Below are 21,995 nucleotides of genomic sequence, written 5' to 3'. Positions count from 1 at the left end.
CTGATAATCTAAAACTTGATATTTCGCTAAACACCGTAGATGCTTTAATGAGCGCCCACGGTGCAACGTTACATAAAGATGCTTTTATCCATTCAGATCAAGGCGTACATTACACTAGTCCTAAATTTCATAAGAAGTTGATAGAGAATCATTTAGGGCAGTCCATGTCCAGAAGAGGTAACTGTTGGGATAACGCTCCCCAAGAGTCATTCTTCGGACATTTGAAGGATGAAATGAACTATGAAAATTGTACGAACCTAGAAGAATTGCGAGCAACTGTGAGTGATTACATTGACTATTATAATAATGAACGTGGGCAATGGAACCTAAAAAAATTGCCCCCTGTTCATTACAGGGAACAATTTTTATCAGGTATTGCATAAGGTCTCTTTTTTTAAATGTCTTTGACATAGGGTCCATTTTAAAAAATGGATGAGCGTCTTTTTTGTAATATATCCTAATAAATCTTTTAAAATGGAGATAGTTGAACTTGACTAAACGGTTGTTAGTTCAAAAAGTTGAAAATAGCATCGCGTAAAAATTTGGCTGCTCCAGTACCTGCAGACTCATCATAAAAGCGGGTGAATCTGGGGTCATCTACATACATTTGTGCTAATCCTTGATGAGCTTCTTTTGAATAACTTGGCCAAGTGAACATCAACCACTCCTTATGAAGCTGTGCTAGTTGAATAGCTTCCTTACTAGTCGAGTCTTCTTTTTGCATAGCTAGTTTTAAACCTTTAATTATTTTAGCCGATAGATCTTGCATGTTCGTGTAGTCTTCAGGACTTAGTCCAGCAAACTTCTGGTTTGCTTTTTCAATCGTTTCAGAACCATGTTTTTCACGGATCTCAGAACCGTATTGTGTTTCATTATTAGCGAGCAGTTCTTTTTTGAAGCCTTCAAATTTTTCTTTATCAGACATTTGGAATTCTCCTTTCTTATTTGCTAAAGTTTTATCCAGTGTTTCGAGTAATTGATCTACTTGTGCTTTTTTGACTAATAAATGCTGGCGATGCTCTAGTAAAGCTTTTTCACTATCAAAATGACTATCTGTTAACACTTGCTTGATCGTGTCTAATGGCATATCTAAATTGCGATAGAATAAAATTTGCTGGAGCTTATCAACTTCTTCTGCACCATAAATGCGGTAACCGTTAGAACTTTTTCGTTTAGGTGCTAATAATCCAATTTCATCATAATACCGAAGGGTTCCTTTGCTCACTCAAGCAAGTCGACTCAAAGCATCTACTGTGTATTCCATTTCATGCCCTCCTTTCTGCCTTCCTTTATCTATATTGATTGTAAACCTTTACGTAGCGTAAAGGTCAAGCGTTTTAAAAAGAAAAGATGAAACAGTTGAGTAGGCACAATAAGAGGGAAGAGATGCTATTCACATCTCTCATTTTATTCAAGGTATTTATTCTAGTAATTTTCAATCAATTGCTGTAAAATTGTATGAATTGAGTGTTTGTAGTAATTATTTTTTAATTGCTTCATATGACACTTGTAAAGTGAAATTCTTGAGAAATGAAGGTGCAAAAATGTCTTTTGTAGAGATAAAAAATGAATTTAAACGCTATAAAATGGGTGAAACAGTTATTGCCGCAAATGATGGCATCTCTTTTGAAATTGAACAAGGAGAATTTGCAGTCATTGTTGGACCAAGTGGTGCAGGAAAATCAACAGTTCTGAATATTTTAGGTGGAATGGATACGGCAGATGAAGGTCAGATCCTTGTTGACGGCACAGACATTGCCAAGTTTAGTACAAAACAACTTACGCAATACCGTCGAGACGATGTAGGATTTGTTTTTCAATTTTATAACTTAGTGCCAAATTTGACAGCTATTGAAAATGTGGAGTTGGCATCTGAGATTTCCAGCAAAGCATTGGATGCCAAAAAAGTGTTAGAAGATGTTGGTTTAGGCCATAGGTTAGATAATTTTCCAGCACAACTATCAGGTGGGGAACAACAACGAGTAGCCATTGCTAGAGCTTTAGCTAAACAACCCAAACTTCTTTTATGTGATGAACCAACTGGAGCTTTAGATTATGAAACTGGGAAACAAGTATTAAAAATTTTGCAAGATACCTGTAAAAAAACAGGGACAACAGTTATTGTCATTACACATAATAAAGCAATAGCTCCAATGGCTAATCGAATGATTGAAATAAACAATGCAAAAGTACGTAGTGTGACCATGAATGACAACCCTATGTCCGTAGCTGATATCGAATGGTAAGGGGTGGAGAAAATTGAAGAAGAAAGCACTGTGGAAAGATATAGTTAAAGAGATGGGGAAATCGAAAACACGATTTTTATCTATCTTTGCAATTATTACACTAGGGGTAGCTTTTTTTGCCGGAATTAAAGCAACCGGACCGGATATGATCGATACCGCGGATCATTATTATAAAGAGACAAATCTAATGGATACCAAAGTGTTATCTACTTACGGGCTTAACGATGATGACCAAACACTATTGGAAAGCATTGAAGGTGCAGATGTGACCATGAGCTACAGTCAAGATGTAATTTTAAAGGATAGCAGTTTGGTTACTAAAGTCATGTCTTATTCTTTAAATGAAAAAGTTAGCCAAAATAACTATGTTGTAGCTTCAGGTCGTTTGCCAGAAAAAGCTGGTGAAATTGCGTTAGACAATAACAGTAAAATGACGGATGCTTACACTATCGGTGATACAGTTACTCTTTCATCAGAAAGTGAAGACACCAATTTAGAAGATACTTTTGCAACGACAACATTTGAAGTGGTTGGTTTTGTGGATACATCACAATACATTGAAAATTCTTCAAGAGGACCAAGTACGGTTGGTAAAGGAACAGTAGATGGATTTGCTATTATTCCTGAAGAAGATTTTACATCAGAATTTTATACAGAAGCGTATTTATCTTTTGAAAAGAACGATTCACTGGTTTCTTATTCCACAGAGTATGAAGATGCCGTTGAGAAGCAAATGGATCAAATCGAAAAATTGGTTGAAAAAAGGCCAGAAGAACGATTAGCTGAAATTCGTTCAGAGGCACAAATTGAAATCGATGAGGGTCAAGCTGAAATTGATGATGCTAAAAAACAATTAGCTGATGGTCAAAAACAGTTAGAAGATGCCAAATCTACATTGGATCAAGGACAAGTAGATTACAACGAAGGATTAGCTACGTTAGAAACTCAACTAGCTAATGCTCAAGCTACTATTAATCAAAAGCGTCAAGAATTAGAAACGGGAAAAGCAGAATTAGCTACAAATGAAGCGAATTTGCAAGCAACACAAATCCAGCTCATTGATGCCCGAAATAATTTTGAAGCCCAAAAAGCAACTGCAGAACAAAATTTAGCTAATGGAGAAACATTTATTGGAAATGCTAGAGCTGTTTTAGCTGTTCCAATTGAAAGTGTGCCGGTTGAAACTCAAACGAGCATCACTCAAGCAGCCACTGTTGTTGATCCTTCACTTGGAGAAACCTTTACAGGTTACTTTGCCGGAGTTGTTCCAAATAGCACGGTTTCAGCAGCAATAGAAGGAGTGGCCACTAATCTTGAAGAAACAAGGGCACAATTAAGTGCAGCAGATGCTGAAATAACAGCTAATGAGCAAAATCTTGCTCAAGGATTTGCTGAAATCGAAGCTGCAAAAACAACGCTTGCTAATGGGGAAGCTCAGCTAACAGATGCTCAAGAGCAATTAAATCAAGAAAAAGCGAATGGCGAGGCTGAATTAGCTACAGCTCTTGAAAAATTAGAATCCGGGCGAGCTGATTATGAAACTGCATTAGCTGAATTTGAAAAAGAGTCAGCAGCTGCTGAAAAGCAAATTTCAGATGGCGAAGCAGAGCTAGCAGATGCTAAAAAAGAATTGGAAGAATTAGAGATGCCTGAATATTATGTGCTGGATCGTTCAACAAATCCAGGATACAGCGAGTTTAGCGACAATGCAGACCGCATCTCAGCAATTGCACAAGTATTTCCAGTTTTCTTTTTCCTAATTGCTGCACTAGTTTGTTTAACCACTATGACTCGTATGGTAGAAGAAGAACGATTACAGATCGGAACCTTAAAAGCACTAGGGTATTCAAATCTGGATATTTCTAAGAAATTTTTAGTTTATGCTTCAGTGGCCAGTATTCTGGGAACTATCATTGGTTTAGCTATTGGGTACCAATTATTCCCTAATGTCATCTTTAATGCTTATGGGTCAATGTACAATTTACCACCTGTTAGAATAACGTATTACATCAGTTATGGAGTAATTTCCTTTGCAGTGGCATTACTATGTACAGTGATGTCCGCGTATCTTGCAGTAAGAGTGGCTTTACAGAGTACACCATCTACATTGATGCGTCCAAAAGCACCTAAAATTGGGAAGCGAATTTTGTTAGAACGCATGCCATTTATTTGGTCCAAATTTGGTTTTATCCAGAAAGTAACCGCTCGGAATCTTTTTCGTTACAAACAACGTATGTTGATGACGGTTCTTGGAGTCGCAGGATGTACGGCATTAATTTTAACTGGATTCGGTATATCAGATTCAATTTCAGATGTAGCTGGTCTTCAATATGGCAAGATTATGAAATACGATGCAATTGTTGCCTTAAATACGGATTCGAGTGATGCTGAAAAAGATGAATATGATGAAGAATTAGCAAAAGAACCTGCTGTTCAAGAATCTTTAAAAGTTAGTCAAGAAAGTTACACAGTTGATGTGGAAGGTGTCAATACACAAACCGTAACGGTATTTGTACCTGAAACGACTGAAAACCTTGAAAATTATGTTCTCCTAAATGACCGTTCTTCTGGTCAAACCTATTCCTTACCTGAAGATGGGACTATTATCAGTGAAAAGTTAGCTGATTTAATAGACGTCGAAAAAGGAGATACCTTGACTTTAACTGATTCAGACAATAATGATGTAGAAGTCGTTATAAATGAAATTGTGGAAAACTACACTGGTCATTATGTGTATATGAATAAAGATTATTTTGAAACGACCTTTGGAAAAGCACCAGAGTATACAACAGAACTATTGAATTATAGTGACGGAAATATTGATGAAGAAACTTTAGGTTCTTCTCTAACTGAGCAGCCAAGTGTACTATCAGTTAATTTTGTTAGCGATGTTAGTAAATCATTTGAAGAAACGATGGGTAGTTTAGGAATCGTTACACTTGTATTGATTATTTCAGCTGGTTTATTGGCTTTTGTAGTGTTGTACAACTTAACCAATATCAATGTTTCTGAACGCGAGCGAGAATTATCAACCATCAAAGTTTTAGGATTTTTCGATAAAGAAGTTACTATGTATATTTATCGGGAGAATATTATTCTTACTTTAATGGGAATTGTTGTAGGCTCATTTTTAGGAGTCTTGCTGCACAGTTTTGTATTAGATACTGCAGAAGTCGATCTCTTAATGTTTAGTCCAACCATTCAACCACTAAGTTATCTTTACTCAGGAATCATTACTCTGATATTCTCCGGAATCGTTATGATCGCGATGCATTACAAACTCAAAAAAGTCGATATGATCGAAGCCCTAAAATCAGTAGATTAAAAAAAGGATGCGGAGTTCACTAATTAGCTCTGTAAAAAAACTAAAGCTTCTTGCTCGTTAATTCAAGAGTGGGATGCTTTAGTTTTTTTGTATTAATTTAATGATTTAGAATCGGAGACTTTTCGGGACCGAAAAGTTTTCTATAATGAATTTTCTTTTAAAGAGTGGCCCGCTTCTAAATATACCTGCAAATGAGTTAGGAATGACGAGTAGAGCAATTCTACCGGATATTTGTTAGTGAGAAAAGAGAAGGAATGTCGAGTAGAGCTATTCTATCGGACATTTGTTAGTGAGAAAAGAGAAGGAATGTTTAGTAGAGCTAGTTTACCGGACATTTGCTAGCAAGAAAAGGTAAGGAATGTTGAGTAGAGTCAGTAATAAAAAAGTTGAAGAGGAACCTAGTCATCTAGACCAGACTCCTCTTCAACTTTTCAAGATTAAGTAAATTTAAGCTTCAGGCTTGCAGCTTATCAGCTGGCTTGGGCCCGCCAGGTATTAGACGATTAACTATAATGGCAATGAAGGTTCCAATAAAAGTATCCAAAACCCTTGCTAAAGCATACAAAACAGTTTCATCAGTTGGTATACTAAAGTAAATGATTAGAAATGCAGCACTTGCTCCTATGATTCCAGCATTGTAGTTTATTCGATCGCAGAATACAATAATCAAAATGACACCAAGTGGGACACCAATCAATTCAATAAAAAATTGCCATCCGATGAATTGCTGTAACAAAACTAAACATGCAGCAAAAATAGCTCCAATAGAATTCCCAAATATTCTAGTTTTCCCGAACTTTAAACTGGTTTGCCAATCTTCTCGTAAACCAAAAACAGCTGCCAATGCAGCAATCATTGGAGGTTCTCTATCAAGTACATGAAACAAAAGAATACAAGCTGCAACAGCTAAACCTGTTTTCAGTGTACGCATACCTATTCGATAATTGCCAATCTCCATCTGTACTCATCGCTTCCTTTAAAAATCATTATACTAATCTATTAGTGCAGTATACTATTAATAATAAGGATAAACGAATGAAATACAAAGAAAAGTTTTCAGATTTTAAATAAGTGAGGTAAAATAAAAGTAGATTTTATATTAAAGGAGTGTCAGTATGACCGTCTCGTTACGAGCAATAAAAATAGCGTTAGCAACGACAATTGCGATTTTGATAGCTCAGGCACTTCAACTAGAATATAGTGTGTCAGCCGGAGTTGTAGCAATTTTAAGCGTATTAGATACAAAAAAATCCTCTGTTACCACTGCTCTTCAACGAGTAGGGTCTACGATTTTAGCATTAGGGGTAGCAACAGTACTTTTTCAATTACTTGGCTTCAGCACTATTGTATTTGGCTTGTATCTCCTCATCTATATCCCTTTAGCCTATAAATTCAAGGTAGAGGTAGGGATAGCTCCATGTTCTGTACTTGTTTCTCATTTATTACTGGAACAAAGTACCTCTATTGGATGGCTTGCAAATGAGTTGTCATTGATGATCATAGGGGCAGGAATCGCTATTTTATTTAATTTGTATATGCCTTCAAAAGAAACTCAATTAATGCAGTTAAGAGATGAAATTGAAGAAAAGATGAAGCAAGTTTTAATGAGTTTTGATTCGATATTAAGGGAAGGCCACACCAACGAAAGAGTAGAACTTTTATTAAAAGAACTTCACATGGAATTAAAAAAAGCAGAAAAAATGGCTTATACAGAGTCCAATAACCAGTTGTTCAGTCAAAATGAGGACTATATGATTCAGTACTTTGACATGCGTCAACAGCAAGTTAAAGTATTAGCAGAAATGTCGATAGATCTAAGTGTCTGTTCTTTACCAACAAAGCAAAATATGATTTTAGCGCGTTTGTTTCATCAAACGGCTAACCAGCTGCATGAAAGCAATCCAGTGGTAGACTTAACAAAAGATATTCAATCCATGTTAAATGATTTTAGAAATAGTAATTTGCCTTCAACAAGAGAAGAGTTTGAGAATCGCGCAGCTCTATTTATTCTTTTAAATGATTTTACACGGTTCATCCAAATCAAAAAAGATTTTTTTGAACAGCAAAAAAAGTGAAGAAACAACGGTTAACCTCTTTTTAGTAAGCTTACTAACTTAAGAGACCACAATTAACTCAAAAAAGATGAAACTTCTAGTCTTTTCTGATGTACTTGTGGTTTCTTTTTTATTTGTTGTATGTTGGTTATACAACAGGACTGTCCAAACCATCACTTTTTTAAGAAAGATCATTTTATTAGGAAATAATAAATATCATTATGATGTTAGTTTAGTTGAATGTATTAGATAGTATGGAATTGTACAGAACCTTTCGATAGTAGGTTTTTAAAATTAGATTAAACCGTTCAATCTAATGATAAACTACAAATAAAAAAATAGTTTAAATTTCTATTGATTAAATATTCAGAATATTCTATACTAATCCTTAATACATCTTATTGTTAGTATATTCTAATAAAAGAAACCATCATTAAGTCTTTTAAATTAACTAACGCAACTGCGTAAATTGGGGGAAAAGAATATGAAAAAAAGATTTGTAGCGGGAATTGCGTCTCTTTCGTTATTGGCAACAGCATGTGGCACCGGGAGCGGAAGTAGCGCAGATGAGATTACAATTGGTTCGATGTTTGAAAAAACTGGAGAAGTCTCAGCTTATGGGACGGCTGAAGCAAATGCTGTCAACTTAGCAATTAAAGAGATGAATGAAAATGGTGGCGTATTAAATAAACAAATTAATTTAATTGAATACGATACAAAATCAGATAATACAGAAGCTGCTAGTATCGCAACAAAATTAGCAACTCAAGATGAAGCAGTTGTAATTGTGGGACCAGCAACGACTGGAGCGGTTAAAGCTTCAACTCCTGCTGTAACAAGAGCTGGTGTTAGTTTAGTTACTCCTTCTGGTACAGATGATAGTTTGACGATTGATGAGAGTGGCAAAGTTCAACCAAATATTTTCCGTACATCGTTTCAAGATTCTTTCCAAGGAATTGCTTTAGCAGAATTTGCAACAAGTGAGCTAGGAGCTGAGAAAGCTGTGATCATTGGCGATAGCTCAAGCGATTACGCTTTAGGCTTAACAAAAGCTTTTGAAGGTGCTTTTGATGGTGAAATCGTAGCAGAAGAAAACTTTACTGCAGATGATACCGATTTTAACGCTATTTTAACTCGTATCAAAGATCTTGATTTTGATTTTATCTACTTGCCTGGTTATTATAACCAAGCTGGTTTGATCATCAAGCAAGCTCGTGAAATGGGAATCACTCAGCCTATATTAGGTGCAGATGGATTTGGGAACCAAGCATTACTTGAATTAGCTGGAACAGAGAATGTCGATAATGTTTATTATTCAGCACATTACTCACCAAACAGTGAGGACGCTCAAGTAAAAGAATTTATTGAAGCTTACCAAGCTGAATACGATGCAGAACCAGATATGTTTGCAGCACTTGCATACGATACGGCTTACCTTGTAGCTCAAGCAATTGAAGAAGCTGGGGAAGCAACTCCAGAAGCAATCACCACTGCACTTGAAGAGATGAGTGAATTTGATGGTGTTACGGGTACCTTTACATTTGACGAAGACCATAATCCTGTAAAATCAACTTTAGTTATTGAATTACAAGATGGTGTCGAAGTAGGAAATACTGAAGTTACACCCTAAAAAAAATCAAATTAAAAGGTGCAAAGCGAGTTTTGCTTAGCACCTTTTAGCATTTAAAATGAAAAGAGGTGCCATATTATGGAAGCATTTTTACAACAACTGATTAACGGACTTTCTTTAGGAAGTATTTACGCCTTGATTGCATTAGGATATACCATGGTTTATGGCATTATTAAATTGATTAACTTTGCTCATGGAGATATTTATATGGTTGGTGCATTTGTTGGGTATACAGCAATCAATTCTTTCAATTTTAGTTTTTTCCCAGCATTGATCCTTTCTATGGTATTTTGTGCCATTTTGGGAGTAGCAATTGAACGAATTGCATATAAACCTTTGCGCAATGCTACTCGTGTTGCTGCTTTGATCACTGCAATTGGGATGTCTTATTTATTGCAAAATGGCATGATCTACTTAGTGGGTTCAGAAACGAGAGCTTTTCCACAAGTCATTCAAAATAAGGTATATGAATTTTTCGGATTACAAGTCAGTCAGACACAAGTCATGATTTTTGCCACAACGATTATTTTGATGTTGGCATTACAGCTCATAGTTCAAAAAACGAAAATGGGAAAAGCTATGCGTGCTGTTAGTACAGATGCAGATGCTGCTCGTTTAATGGGAATTAATGTCGATAATGTGATTTCGTTTACTTTTGCACTAGGGTCATCATTAGCTGGAGCAGCCGGAGTTTTAGTGGGATTGTATTACAATTCAATTGAACCGATGATGGGGTATGCACCAGGCTTAAAAGCCTTTATTGCTGCTGTATTAGGCGGAATTGGCATCATACCAGGAGCTATGTTCGGTGGATTTGCAATTGGGATCATTGAAACATTGGTTAGCGGATATGGCGGATCATTGATCAAAGATGCAGTAGTTTACTTGATTTTGATTGTAATCCTTATCTTTAAACCTTCCGGATTGCTTGGCAAAAATGTAAAAGAGAAAGTGTAGGTGATAAAAATGAAACAATTCAATAAGAAAAATCTCGGTTGGCTCATTTTTATTGCAGCCGTCTATATTATTATTCAAATAGGCACATCAACCGGTATTATCAATGCTTTTTATGAAATCACTTTAATGACTATCTTGATCAATGTGATTTTAGCGACTGGTTTAAATTTGATCATTGGGTTTTCAGGTCAGTTTTCATTAGGACATGCAGGTTTTATGGCTATTGGTGCTTATTGTACCGGAATCGTCAGCATCAAATACCCTACTATGTTAGGTCTTATGGGAGGGATTCTATTAGGAATCGCCATAGCCAGTCTTGTGGCTTTATTAGTAGGGATTCCCACATTACGATTAAAAGGAGATTATTTAGCGATAGCTACTTTAGGGGTAGCTGAAATCATTCGAATCGTGATTTTGAATATGAATGATCTTACAAATGGAGCCGCTGGATTAAGCGGGATTCCTTTTATTGCAAATTGGCAGATAACCTTTGCTTTTATTGTGATTTCTTTGATTGTGATCATGAATTACATCAAAAGCAGTCCAGGACGAGCAACGATTTCTATCCGTGAAGATGAAATTGCAGCAGAATCAATGGGAATCAATACGACAAAATATAAAATTATTGCTTTTGTTTTAGGTGCAGCTTCAGCGGCAATAGCAGGTGGATTGCACGCTTCTTATTTTAGTGTTATCCGGCCAGCCGATTTTACTTTTATGAAATCTGTTGATATTTTGATTATTGTTGTTTTTGGCGGATTAGGTAGTATGACAGGGAGTGTTGTGGCAGCTATTGTATTAGGGATACTCAATATCTACTTACAGCCTTTTGGACAGTTAAGAATGATCATCTATTCAATTGCTCTAGTTGCAATTATGGTATTTAGACCTTCAGGCTTATTAGGAACGAAAGAATTTACCATTTCTGGTCTATTAGACCGTAAAAACAAAAAAAATTCTGTGAAAGAGGGGGGAGCAGAATGAGCTTATTAGAAGTTAAACAACTAACTAAAAACTTTGGTGGGTTGTCTGCTGTCTCTATGGTAAACATGCAATTGGAAGACAATGAACTTGTCGGATTAATTGGTCCAAACGGGGCAGGAAAAACGACCCTTTTTAACTTGTTAACAGGAGTTTATGAACCAACTGAAGGGGTAATTGACCTGGAGGTAGACGGCAAAAAAACTTCTTTGATCAAACAAAAAACCTATACCATCACATCTATGGGTTTAGGTAGGACGTTTCAAAATATTCGGTTGTTTAAAGATCTAACCGTATTAGATAATGTTTTGATCGGTATGCATGAAAAAAATAAAGTTGGCACTGTAGCTAGTATTTTTAGAACGCCAGCTTATTACACAGCAGAAGAAAAAATGCGCAATGAAGCTATCGAACTATTAGCGCTGTTTAATCTAGAAATGAAAGTAGAGGAATTAGCAAAGAATTTACCTTATGGAGAACAGCGGAGATTAGAAATCGTTCGAGCACTAGCTACTAAACCCAAAATTTTATTTTTAGATGAACCAGCTGCTGGAATGAACCCACAAGAAACGGCTAATTTAACTTCTTTGATTCGCCAAATCCAAAAAGATTTCAAGATCACAATTTTATTGATTGAACACGATATGTCTTTAGTAATGGATGTATGTGAACGGATTTACGTATTAGAATACGGCAGAATGATCGCTCATGGAACGCCTGAGGAAATCAAGACCAACGAAGCCGTTATCAAAGCATATTTAGGTGGTGAGTAGACATGTTAAAAGTAAAAGATCTATCCGTTTATTATGGTGTCATTCAAGCCACTAAAGAAATCAGCTTTGAAGTTAACGAAGGTGAAATTGTTTCGCTGATTGGTGCTAATGGTGCTGGAAAATCGACGGTTTTAAAAGCTATTTCTGGCTTGCATCGTCCAAAATCAGGTGAAATTTTTTTCAACGATCGTCCGATACAAAAAGACTCAACGCGCAAAATCGTTCAGTTGGGTATCTCTCAAGTTCCAGAAGGAAGGCATGTCTTTAAAGGGATGACTGTAATGGAAAACTTAGAGATGGGAGCTTTTCTTAGAAAAGATAAAAGTGAGATTCAAAAAGATTTAAAAATGGTGTTTGATCGTTTTCCAGTTTTAGAAGAACGAAAAAAACAAGATACAGCAACTCTTTCTGGTGGAGAACAGCAAATGGTTGCCATGGGACGAGCATTGATGTCTAGACCAAAATTATTGTTGTTGGATGAACCTTCAATGGGATTAGCCCCTCTTTTCATTAAAGAAATTTTTAATATCATTCAAATGATCAACAAACAGGGAACAACGGTGTTATTGATTGAACAGAATGCAAAAGTTGCTCTAGAAATTGCTCATCGTGGATATGTATTAGAAACAGGAAAAGTTGTACAAACCGGTACGGGAAAAGAGCTATTAGCGAGTGATGAAGTGCAAAAAGCTTATTTGGGAGGTTAAGAAATGGACGTAAAAAGTTATATGACATCAACTGTTGTAACTGTTTCGGAAGAAACAAAAGTCTTAGAAGCGCTTGATATTATGAAAGAAAATGACTTTCATCGGTTGCCCGTAGTAAAAAATGGACGAATGGTTGGTTTGGTTACACAAGAAATCATCCAAGAAAATTCTCCTTCTACAGCGACAAGTTTAAGTATTCATGAAATGAATTACTTACTGACTAAAACTAAAGTTGGCGACATTATGCAGAAAAAAGTTTTAACCATTAAGGCAGATGATTTATTAGAAGAAGCTGCATCTCGTATGCGTGACCAAGAAGTAGGTGTATTGCCGGTAGTAAAAGAAGGAAATGAAATTGTAGGTATCATCACGGATAAAGATATCTTTAGGGCTTTTATTGATATTATGGGGTACAACAATAAAGGTAGCCGCATTGTAATTGATATTCCGGAAGACCATCCAGGAATTCTTGAAGACATTACCAATATTTTAGCGGAAGTTAAAATCAGTATTGATCAAATTGCTGTTTATCGAAAAGATCATTTTACCCAAGTCATCATTCAAATGGATAGTCCCGATGTAAATGCAATAAAAGAAATTCTAACAACTAGTGGATATACTGTTAGTTCAGCGCTTTATAAAGAAGGTAAAAAGACTGAATAAAAAAAATTAGCACTAAAATAAATTTAGAGAAAAATCAAACTGCCCTCAAAAATTAGTGCTAATTTTTGAGGGCAGTTTGATTTTTAGTAGTGCTAGAATAATGGTAAGACATTGATTCAGGATTAGGATCCAAACCTAATGAAAATCTACTATCCTAAAAAGTGTCTTTCGGGTATAGTAATTAAATAGGTGATTTTTCTATACATAAAAGATGAGAGAAACAAATCATTTGAAAACATAGCAAATACTAGTAAATTAAATGGGGAAATGACTAAAGGGGATAAAAAGATGAAAAAAAGATGGCTGATAGGTGGATTAGCAGTTGTTCTATTAAGCGTTGTAGGAGGTATTCTTTTTATGAATAAAACTGAAGAAAAAGAATATAAATCTGAAAGTGGCCTTTCTTATGTAGCAAAAATTGAAGGAAAAGAATTTTATGTCTATGAAGAGGGACAATGGGTCACAAAATTCTTAACGGGTGTCAATATGGGAGCTGCAAAACCTAGGACATTTCCAGGCGAAGTAGCCATTACAAAAGAGGAATACTTACGCTGGTTTCAACAAATCAAAGACATGAATGCGGATATTATCCGGGTATATACAACTTTAAAGCCGGCTTTTTATGAGGCTTTGTATGAGTTTAACTTGAATAATAAAGACCCGATATACATAATGCACGGTGTATACCTGAATGAAGCAGATATTGCAGAATTGAACAATGCCTATGCAGAAGATGAAAAAATAAAAAGAGACTTCATAGAGGATGCTACAGAGATAGTGGATGTCTTACACGGTCAAGCAACCTTACCCAAAAGAGCCGGTTATGCTGATGGAGAATACACAAAAGATATTTCTCAATATGTTATAGGTTGGATATTAGGCGTGGAATGGGATCCGTATTTTGTCAACGGAACAAATGAAGCGAACCCGGAAAAGACTGCTTTTGAAGGAGATTACCTATATACAGAAGGGGCTTCACCGTTTGAAGTGTTTTTAGCGGAAGCCGGAGATGCTATTTTATCTTACGAAGCTCAAGAGTACCAGACTATTCGGCCACTGAGTTATACTAACTGGTTAACGACCGATATGCTAGATCATCCTAATGAACCGGATAAGAAAGAAGATATGGCAGTCGTAAATACAGAGCATATAAAAAGCACAGATCAATTAGAAACGGGATTGTTTGCTTCTTATCACGTCTATCCTTATTACCCTGAATTTCTGAACTATCAGCCTGAGTATACTGAAGTGAAAAATGAAGACGGTAGCGTCAATACTTATAAAGCTTACTTAAGAGATCTAATAAAGGAACATACTGTACCGGTTATGGTGGCTGAATTTGGAATACCAGCTTCACGTGGAAAAGCCCATGAAAGTCTGTATTCTGGATTTAATCAAGGCGGTATCGAAGAATCTGATCAAGGAAAAATGCTAATAGATATGATGCAAGATATTCATGATGAAGGCTATTTTGGAGGGCTGGTATTTACGTGGCAAGATGAATGGTTTAAACGAACTTGGAACACAATGGATTTTGATTTGCCAGATCGCCGTCCATTTTGGTCAAATACTCAGACTAATGAGCAACATTTTGGGCTGCTTGCTTTTGATCCAGGAGAAGAAAAAAGCGTAGTTTACGTTGATGGAGATGATTCTGACTGGAGTGAAAAAGATCAGCTGTCGAAAAATGAAGAAACGACTATTTCAGTAAAATCAGATGAAAAATACCTTTATATAAAAGTAGAATCGAAAGAGTTTAATTTTGAAGCAGATCAATTATTTATTGCTATTGATGTAAAAGAGGATCAAGGAAATAGTGAAACAGTAGATGGTTCATTGGCGTTTTCTAGACCAGCTGATTTTCTGGTAAAAATAAACGGAGCAACGGAATCCTCTATTATGGTAGATGCGTATTATGACTCTTATTATTACCAATATGCAGAACAATTGGGATTGATCGAGAAACAACCAGATTACACAGTAAAGAATTCAGGGTTATTTAATCCTATGTATCATGCTCTGTCATCAGAATTAACATTGCCTCAAACAAAAGATGTTATTCCTTTTTCAAATTATGAAACGGGAATTTTGGTATTAGGAGATGGAAATCCGGAACATGAAGAGTATAACTCATTAACCGATTTTGCAGTAAAAGATGGTATCGTTGAAATTGCTTTGCCATGGCAGTTATTAAATGTCATGGATCCTTCGACGAAACAAATTATAGGGGATTTGTATCAAAATGAAGGCGTTGAAGCAGTGGGTGTAGAAAATATTTATTTAGGAGCAGCTTTAGTAAAAAAAGGATATACTGAGTCTAGTGAATTAATGTTGGAACCTTATTCTTGGGAATCGTGGGAGCTGCCAACATATCACGAACGATTAAAACCATCGTATTACTTGTTGAAAGAAGCTTTTCTAGAATATGATAAATAAGTTTAGGAAATAATTGTCAAAAAAGTACGGGGATATTTTTACGACACCTTCACAAAGAATCAAGTGAAGTATAAGGGGAGAACAATGATGAAACCATCTTTTTATGCAGATATAGTTCATGCAAGTCCAAATGCTTTTGTTTACTTTAAATTGATTAGAGATAGTAATGACAAGGTTATAGATGGGATCTATAAAGATATAAACCCTGCATATGAATGTTTAATTGGGATGAAAAAAGAGGATTTAGTAGGAAAAAAAGTATCAGAAATTTTTGAACCAAAAGTCTTGAAAACATTACGATGGTTAAAAGCCGGTGGAAAAGCAGAAAAAAAACAAGGACATGATAAGATGGACTACTATTCTGAAGTGACACATCAGTTTTACCGCGTCCAAATTTTTTCGTTTGAAAAAGAACATGCTGCTATAGCTTATGCAGGATCAACCACTGAAGTATTACAGAAATACAGTGCACAAGAAGATTTGAAACAAACAGAAAATCAACTGAGCTTGATACTGGATTCAACAGAAGAAGCGATTTGTGGGATAGATTTGAAAGGACAATGTACGTTCTTGAACCATAGTTGTATGGAAATATTAGGAATCAAGGAAGAATCAGAGCTGGTTGGTCAACAAATATTTGATCATTTGACCAAAGAAGCCTTATCACAAGAAGAAACAACCGTTACGCAGGATATTCTCGAAAACCTGAATAAAAAACAGAAAAGTCACTCAGATCAGGCCTATTTTACACGAATGGATGGAACTCTATTTCCAGTGGAATATTTTGTAACACCAAAAATAAGTAATGGAACCTTACTTGGAGGAATATTAACTTTTTTTGATATTACAGAAAGAAAAAAAAGCAAGCAGAAATAAATCACTTAACGTTTCATGATCCGTTAACGGGATTATTCAATCACATAAAGTTTGAAAAGTTGAAATTTACTTATGATAGTGAAAAATATCTACCCTTGTCTATCCTTATGGGAGACATCAATGGGCTAAAAAGAATCAATCAGCAATATGGTCATCATGAAGGAGATCAACTCTTAAAAGCAGTGACAAGAGTTCTTAGTGAAAATATTCCAAAAAATGCACATCTTGCTCGTTATGGCGAAGATGAATTCAGCATTTTATTGCCAAATACTGACAATATGCAGGATTTTTGGTACGTTCAAAGGATTCAGGATGCGATTAAGAAGCACAATAACCAATTAAATAAAGATCAAGCAGCGATCAATCTTGCATTTGGGTATGAGACAAAGTACAACGTAAATATGGACATTCAAAAAGTGATCAACAATGCTCAAGACTATATGGATAAACAAAAGATGCTCAACCAGGATAGCATGCGAAATGCTCTTTTAACTTCTATTAAAACAACTTTGTTAGCTAGAAGTCAGTTTACTGAGGAACATGCTGAAAGACTCGTTACCTTATCAAGAAAAGTTGGAAAAGTTATGAAATTGTCATCTTATCAAATGGATGAGTTAGCTTTATTGGCAGAACTGCATGATGTAGGGAAAATTGATGTTGATGATGCCATTTTGAATAAACTAGGCAAGCTGACGGATGTAGAAATGGCTGAAATGAAAAAGCATTCGTTTATTGGGTATCAAATTGTTAAGTCCATTCAGGGGCTAGATGACATCGCTTTGCCTATTTTGCATCATCATGAGCGTTCAGATGGAAATGGCTATCCAGATGGATTAACGAGATACGCTATTCCATTATTGTCGCGCATTATTTCAGTAGTGGATGCTTATGATGCAATGACACAAGATCGTCCTTATCGTAAAGCTATGTCCCAAGAAGAAGCTATTACTGAAGTGAAAAAAAATTCAGGAACCCAATTTGATCCTGAAATTGTCGGATATTTCTTAAAAAGTTTAGAAGAATAAAGTTTCATGAAAGTTGTGGCAAAGGTCAGAAGACAGGAGAGATACTATGAACAATTTACTGGCTAATATTGCCTGGGTGGGAATCATTAGTTTAGTCAGCATCAACCTATTCATTGTTCTTTTTACGGTTATTATTAATCAAAAGAATCGTTTAAATAAAAAAAGCTATCAAAAAGCTCACCAACAAATCAAACCAATTATAAAAGAAGAAATCAAGGATCCAAGTCAGCTGACGGAAAGATTAATCTCTTTTAAAACTAAGGTAGAACGAAGAGCAGTCTTTAATTTGCTTATGAGCTATGCCCAAAAACCTGAGACAGTTAAGAATAGTTTGTGGACACTAGAACAGTTAGGTTTTTTGGATGAATTAATAAAAGATGCTTCAAAAAAGTTATCTTTACGGCATATACAACTGTTTAGTCAGCTCCGTCTTCATAAAGCATTCTCTATTTTAATGAAGGGGACAACAAGTAAGAATTATGAAATTGGATATAATTCTTTTTATGCTCTTTCATTGTTGCCTTTGTCAGAAAAGGAGCTTCCGATTTACATCGAATCTTTATTAAAATCATCTATTATGAGAGACCGTATAGTTGATATGTTAAACCATCTGCATATGGATGTTAAAACTATTCTTCATTTCTTAAAAAAGGTTATGTTGGACAAAGACAAAGTTATCTTATTATTGGTTTTAAAGAATCGTCTAAAGAAACAAGATTCTTTATTGGCAAACCAACTCTTGCCTTATTTAGAAGGATCAAAAGAAGTACGGATAGCCGCCATTCATGCATTGGCTGCAAGCGAAAATGAATTTTACTTTCCCTTTTTCCAAGAATTATATTTAAAAGAAACCGATTGGCAAGTACGGGCAGTGGTATCAAAAAACCTTTCTTTATTAAATGCACATGGTGAACAAAAATTATTAAATGATATGCTAAAGGACGAAAACTGGTGGGTACGCCATAATGCTATGAACAGCTTGAAAAAACGTTATCCAGATAATGGCATGATTGATTCAAAAAATGAGGTATTGGAAAATGCTGATCAACTGACACAACTACAAACAAAAAGGAGTGAAACTAAGTGATACTGATAGAAAAATTCATTTACTTTTACAGCTTGTTTATCTTAGGCTATTCCATAACAGTTACAGCCTTGTATCTTATTCTTATCGTTGTATCTTGGAAACGTTTAAGAGAATTTGTTGGAATTATTCAAACAAATATTACAAGTGTCAGTCATTATACTAAACCGATTTCTATTTTAGTACCTGCTTATAATGAAGAACAAACAATTGTGGACAGTGTTCACTCTTTTATGCAGTTAGATTACCCAGAGTTTGAAGTAATCGTCGTTAATGACGGATCAACAGATCAGACGATGGATAAGCTAATTCAATTTTTTGATTTATATCCTGTGGAACTAGATAGCGATATGAAAATTGAAACAACTCCTATCAGACAAGCTTATAAATCCCATACCTATTCAGATTTGATTTTATTAGATAAAGAAAATGGTGGCAAAGCTGACGCATTAAATGCTGGTATTAATGTGTCAGTGTATCCATTGTTTTGTGCGATTGATGCAGATTGTATCATTGAAAAAGATGCTTTATTGCGAATCGTTTCGCCATTTCTTAAACACGAAGAAACGATTGCAGTAGGCGGAATGGTTCGGATCGCAAATGGTAGTGACATAAAAGATGGGCAGATTGTTAAAACTAATGTTCCTCAAAAAATGATTGAACGGTTCCAAGTTATTGAATATTTCCGAGCTTTTTTAACTAGTCGTATTGGTTGGCAGCGATACAACGCATTGATGATCATTTCAGGTGCATTTGGCCTATTTAAAAAATCCGCCGTATTAGACGTTGGAGGATTTGAGAGAACGATTGGAGAAGACATGGAGCTTATTTTAAGGTTACATGAAAAGTTCCGCCAAACCGGTGAACCTTACCATATTGGTTTTGCATCTGATGCAGTTTGCTGGACACAAGCACCTGACAGCTATAAAGGATTGGAAAGTCAGCGGATAAGATGGCATAGGGGGCTATTTGATTCTTTGAATAGACATCGAAAAATGATAAGCAATCCTAAATACGGATCTGTCGGACTAGCTTCTATGCCGTACTTCTTTTTAGTAGAGTTATTGGGGCCAGTTATTGAAATGGTCGGATATATTGTAATGGCATTAGCCATTTACTTGAATATTCTTTCTTCAACTGTGGCACTTATCTTTTTGGTAACGTGTTTGATGGGAATTCTATTTTCTTATTCGGCTATTTTATTTGAAGAAATCTCTTATAAACGTTATGGCAATTTGAAAGATATCTTATTGTTGTTTGTGGTAAGTATATTAGAACAGTTTTATTACCGTCAACTAACGGTGTGGTGGAGAGTAAAAGCATTCTTTAATTACAGTAAAGGCAGTAAACAATGGGGAACGATCGAGCGCAAAAATTTTGATTCAAAAACAAAAAAACAATAAAGCGGAAAAACTTAAGAAAAAGGACTCTGTCGGCCGGTATGGCGGGAAAAAATTCATTGTTGTCCTACCGGATACAACATCAAGTGAAGCACTAACGATTATCGATAGAATGCGCAAAACCGTAGAAAAATATCAATTTAAAGGGGAAGAGAAAGTAACGGTATGTAGCGGTATTAAAGAATTTGACAATGAAATTTTGAGTGATTTTATTAATCAAGCGGATATGAAATTGTATCAAGCTAAAAAAGCAGGTAAAAATTGTATTATGGCTTAACTGTTCTATAGAAAACTTAGACACTTAATAAAACCGCTACCTCAAAATAATTTTTGAAAAGTGACAGAAATTTGACTAAGTAAAATCTAAATTGGAATAGGTATGAGAAAGACTAGTCTTATTCTACTTATCACTGAATTCAATTTAGGAATAATTCGTTTTGAAAACTGGTTGGACAGCTTTTTTAAAAAAAATTAAGAAAGTAATAAAGTTTGTTTGGACAACTTTGAAAGAGTTTGCTATCCTAAAGGTACATAGTAATCACATAAAGCAAATGAACCTGACAATTTTTTGAACAGCAATTATTTCGTTTATTTCATAAAATTGCTTTGGAGGGGTAATGCTTGCACATAATTTGTTGGGAATAAGATGATTTAGGATACTTTCCTAAATCATTTTTTTATTTCTTGATTTAGGTCTAAAGGCTTAGATATTTCTTAAGAAGAATTAGGTATACTGACTATAAGAATAAAATTCAATAAATAGATTAAGCAAAAATTTGTGATGGAGGGTTTTAAAATGAAACAATTCAAAAAAATTGGGATAACAGCTTTAGCATCAATGAGTCTATTGGGAGCTTCTTTAGTTATTATGCCGCATTCTGCTAGCGCAACAACAAATGGAATTGATACGACAGTAGTTGATGAAAAATGGGGTAAACCGACTTTTATTTATGGCGGTGGATTATCTGAAAATCAAATATCAGAAACGGAAGACCTTTTAGGAATTGAAAATCCGGAAAATGTAGCTGTCGGAAGTGTGACAGGTCAAGACTTGATCAATTATTTAGGTGAGGGTTCGGGAAATACATCTAGCATGATCTCATCCGTATTAGTACAGAAGCAAGATGCTGGCGAAGGTGTGGATGTTGAAATTGTAACTCCAGAAAACATTAGCCAAATTACACAGGATCAATACGCTAATGCAGCTATCACGGCAGGAGTAAACGATGTGAAAATCGAAGTAGCAAGTGTCAGCAAGGTTACGGGAGAAAGCGCCTTAACAGGTATTTACAAAGCTTTTGACGTTAACGGAGAAGAATTAGACCAAGAACGTATGGAAGTTGCGCAAGATGAATTAGAAACAACCAACGGAATCGCACAAGAAAATAGTGAAAATGAAGAATTTGATACAGCAAAATTTGATCAAGCGATTATTGACATCAAGCAAAGTTTAGCTGAATTAAAAGAACAGCAAGGCGAACTAGCTACAAAAGAAGATGTTGAACGCATCATTAATGAAGCGTTAGAAAAAAATAATTTACAAGATGCTGTTACACAAGATCAAATCGACCAGTTAATGGCTTTATTTGAAAAATACCAACAAACAAGTGCCATTGATTCTGCAGAAGTAAAAGAACAATTAAAAAACTTATCTAATACAGTCCAAGATAAATTTGGCGATGCTTTGAAACAAGCTGAAGATAGCGGATTAGTGGACAAAGTCGGAAACTTCTTTAGTCAAATATGGAATGCTATTGTAGGGTTGTTTAACTAAGATCTGTTTTAAATGAGTTCGTTAAGAGAAAGATAGTCGCTAAAAAATAATGATGCACTTTAAC

General features: G+C 35.3%; 19 protein-coding genes. 17 read left to right on the top strand and 2 right to left on the bottom strand.

All coding sequences use genetic code 11. The annotated features are described in order from the left end of the window. Nucleotides 1-383: IS3 family transposase (locus ABS911_RS01315; RefSeq protein WP_350465922.1), on the top strand; the 383-nt coding region annotated here is incomplete at its 5' end. Nucleotides 384-505: 122 nt separating this feature from the next. Here ABS911_RS01315 and ABS911_RS01310 read toward each other — a convergent pair. Further along, nucleotides 506-1,225, bottom strand: coding sequence for a MerR family transcriptional regulator (locus ABS911_RS01310; RefSeq protein ID WP_350465921.1), 720 nt, complete (start codon nucleotides 1,223-1,225; stop codon nucleotides 506-508). 319 nt (nucleotides 1,226-1,544) lie between these two features. Between ABS911_RS01310 and ABS911_RS01305 the strand changes: the two genes are divergently transcribed. Next, nucleotides 1,545-2,246: an ABC transporter ATP-binding protein gene (locus tag ABS911_RS01305; RefSeq protein ID WP_350465920.1), complete on the top strand. Its 702-nt coding sequence runs from the start codon at nucleotides 1,545-1,547 to the stop codon at nucleotides 2,244-2,246. Between the two features lie 13 nt (nucleotides 2,247-2,259). After that, on the top strand, nucleotides 2,260-5,571 hold the full coding sequence (locus ABS911_RS01300; protein ID WP_350465919.1) for an FtsX-like permease family protein: 3,312 nt from the start codon (nucleotides 2,260-2,262) through the stop codon (nucleotides 5,569-5,571). A 454-nt stretch (nucleotides 5,572-6,025) separates the two neighbouring features. Here ABS911_RS01300 and ABS911_RS01295 read toward each other — a convergent pair whose 3' ends face one another. After that, nucleotides 6,026-6,529, bottom strand: coding sequence for an FUSC family protein (locus tag ABS911_RS01295; RefSeq protein WP_350465918.1), 504 nt, complete (start codon nucleotides 6,527-6,529; stop codon nucleotides 6,026-6,028). Between the two features lie 157 nt (nucleotides 6,530-6,686). Here ABS911_RS01295 and ABS911_RS01290 point away from each other — a divergent pair, with 157 nt between their 5' ends. From ABS911_RS01290 to ABS911_RS01225, 14 genes are all read left to right on the top strand, one after another. Next, entirely contained in the window at nucleotides 6,687-7,646 is a 960-nt protein-coding gene (locus ABS911_RS01290) for an aromatic acid exporter family protein (RefSeq protein WP_350465916.1), read from the top strand. 463 nt (nucleotides 7,647-8,109) lie between these two features. Beyond that, on the top strand, nucleotides 8,110-9,255 hold the full coding sequence (locus ABS911_RS01285; protein WP_350465915.1) for an ABC transporter substrate-binding protein: 1,146 nt from the start codon (nucleotides 8,110-8,112) through the stop codon (nucleotides 9,253-9,255). Nucleotides 9,256-9,333: 78 nt separating this feature from the next. Next, a complete protein-coding gene (locus ABS911_RS01280) occupies nucleotides 9,334-10,212 on the top strand; it encodes a branched-chain amino acid ABC transporter permease (protein WP_350465914.1) in 879 nt (292 codons plus the stop codon). Between the two features lie 9 nt (nucleotides 10,213-10,221). Beyond that, on the top strand, nucleotides 10,222-11,196 hold the full coding sequence (locus ABS911_RS01275) for a branched-chain amino acid ABC transporter permease (RefSeq protein ID WP_350465913.1): 975 nt from the start codon (nucleotides 10,222-10,224) through the stop codon (nucleotides 11,194-11,196). After that, a complete protein-coding gene (locus ABS911_RS01270; RefSeq protein WP_350465912.1) occupies nucleotides 11,193-11,966 on the top strand; it encodes an ABC transporter ATP-binding protein in 774 nt (257 codons plus the stop codon). The genes ABS911_RS01275 and ABS911_RS01270 overlap by 4 nt, the downstream gene beginning before the upstream one ends. A 2-nt stretch (nucleotides 11,967-11,968) precedes the next feature. Then, the gene (locus ABS911_RS01265; protein WP_350465911.1) at nucleotides 11,969-12,673 is read left to right on the top strand and encodes an ABC transporter ATP-binding protein; all 705 of its coding nucleotides are present in this window, start codon (nucleotides 11,969-11,971) and stop codon (nucleotides 12,671-12,673) included. A 3-nt stretch (nucleotides 12,674-12,676) separates the two neighbouring features. Beyond that, the gene (locus ABS911_RS01260; RefSeq protein ID WP_350465910.1) at nucleotides 12,677-13,336 is read left to right on the top strand and encodes a CBS domain-containing protein; all 660 of its coding nucleotides are present in this window, start codon (nucleotides 12,677-12,679) and stop codon (nucleotides 13,334-13,336) included. A 288-nt stretch (nucleotides 13,337-13,624) separates the two neighbouring features. Continuing rightward, nucleotides 13,625-15,772, top strand: a complete 2,148-nt coding sequence (locus tag ABS911_RS01255) for a family 2 glycosyl transferase (RefSeq protein ID WP_350465909.1) — start codon at nucleotides 13,625-13,627, stop codon at nucleotides 15,770-15,772. Between the two features lie 87 nt (nucleotides 15,773-15,859). Then, nucleotides 15,860-16,648, top strand: a complete 789-nt coding sequence (locus ABS911_RS01250; RefSeq protein ID WP_350465908.1) for a PAS domain-containing protein — start codon at nucleotides 15,860-15,862, stop codon at nucleotides 16,646-16,648. Further along, the gene (locus ABS911_RS01245; RefSeq protein WP_350465924.1) at nucleotides 16,645-17,673 is read left to right on the top strand and encodes a bifunctional diguanylate cyclase/phosphohydrolase; all 1,029 of its coding nucleotides are present in this window, start codon (nucleotides 16,645-16,647) and stop codon (nucleotides 17,671-17,673) included. The genes ABS911_RS01250 and ABS911_RS01245 overlap by 4 nt, the downstream gene beginning before the upstream one ends. Nucleotides 17,674-17,719: 46 nt before the next feature. Continuing rightward, nucleotides 17,720-18,760 carry a HEAT repeat domain-containing protein gene (locus ABS911_RS01240; protein ID WP_350465907.1) on the top strand — a complete coding sequence of 347 codons (1,041 nt, stop codon included), beginning with the start codon at nucleotides 17,720-17,722 and terminating at the stop codon, nucleotides 18,758-18,760. Further along, nucleotides 18,757-20,160: a glycosyltransferase family 2 protein gene (locus ABS911_RS01235; protein WP_350465906.1), complete on the top strand. Its 1,404-nt coding sequence runs from the start codon at nucleotides 18,757-18,759 to the stop codon at nucleotides 20,158-20,160. Before ABS911_RS01240 ends, ABS911_RS01235 begins: the two co-directional genes overlap by 4 nt. Further along, on the top strand, nucleotides 20,135-20,434 hold the full coding sequence (locus tag ABS911_RS01230; RefSeq protein WP_350465905.1) for a GGDEF domain-containing protein: 300 nt from the start codon (nucleotides 20,135-20,137) through the stop codon (nucleotides 20,432-20,434). The genes ABS911_RS01235 and ABS911_RS01230 overlap by 26 nt, the downstream gene beginning before the upstream one ends. A gap of 519 nt (nucleotides 20,435-20,953) precedes the next feature. Next, nucleotides 20,954-21,931 carry a DUF1002 domain-containing protein gene (locus tag ABS911_RS01225; RefSeq protein ID WP_350465904.1) on the top strand — a complete coding sequence of 326 codons (978 nt, stop codon included), beginning with the start codon at nucleotides 20,954-20,956 and terminating at the stop codon, nucleotides 21,929-21,931. Nucleotides 21,932-21,995: the final 64 nt, after the last annotated feature.

The sequence above is a fragment of the Carnobacterium sp. genome (assembly GCF_040274425.1).
Note: the sequence above shows the minus strand (reverse complement) of the source record. Positions and strands in the feature narration are given on the sequence as shown.

What these genes read in the sequence shown, in the direction of transcription:
- ABS911_RS01305 (WP_350465920.1), top strand. Translation starts at nt 1,545, where the DNA reads ATGTCTTTTGTAGAGATAAAAAATGAATTTAAACGCTATAAAATGGGT.
- ABS911_RS01295 (WP_350465918.1), bottom strand. Translation starts at nt 6,529, where the DNA reads ATGGAGATTGGCAATTATCGAATAGGTATGCGTACACTGAAAACAGGT.
- ABS911_RS01290 (WP_350465916.1), top strand. Translation starts at nt 6,687, where the DNA reads ATGACCGTCTCGTTACGAGCAATAAAAATAGCGTTAGCAACGACAATT.
- ABS911_RS01285 (WP_350465915.1), top strand. Translation starts at nt 8,110, where the DNA reads ATGAAAAAAAGATTTGTAGCGGGAATTGCGTCTCTTTCGTTATTGGCA.
- ABS911_RS01280 (WP_350465914.1), top strand. Translation starts at nt 9,334, where the DNA reads ATGGAAGCATTTTTACAACAACTGATTAACGGACTTTCTTTAGGAAGT.
- ABS911_RS01275 (WP_350465913.1), top strand. Translation starts at nt 10,222, where the DNA reads ATGAAACAATTCAATAAGAAAAATCTCGGTTGGCTCATTTTTATTGCA.
- ABS911_RS01270 (WP_350465912.1), top strand. Translation starts at nt 11,193, where the DNA reads ATGAGCTTATTAGAAGTTAAACAACTAACTAAAAACTTTGGTGGGTTG.
- ABS911_RS01265 (WP_350465911.1), top strand. Translation starts at nt 11,969, where the DNA reads ATGTTAAAAGTAAAAGATCTATCCGTTTATTATGGTGTCATTCAAGCC.
- ABS911_RS01260 (WP_350465910.1), top strand. Translation starts at nt 12,677, where the DNA reads ATGGACGTAAAAAGTTATATGACATCAACTGTTGTAACTGTTTCGGAA.
- ABS911_RS01255 (WP_350465909.1), top strand. Translation starts at nt 13,625, where the DNA reads ATGAAAAAAAGATGGCTGATAGGTGGATTAGCAGTTGTTCTATTAAGC.
- ABS911_RS01250 (WP_350465908.1), top strand. Translation starts at nt 15,860, where the DNA reads ATGAAACCATCTTTTTATGCAGATATAGTTCATGCAAGTCCAAATGCT.
- ABS911_RS01240 (WP_350465907.1), top strand. Translation starts at nt 17,720, where the DNA reads ATGAACAATTTACTGGCTAATATTGCCTGGGTGGGAATCATTAGTTTA.
- ABS911_RS01225 (WP_350465904.1), top strand. Translation starts at nt 20,954, where the DNA reads ATGAAACAATTCAAAAAAATTGGGATAACAGCTTTAGCATCAATGAGT.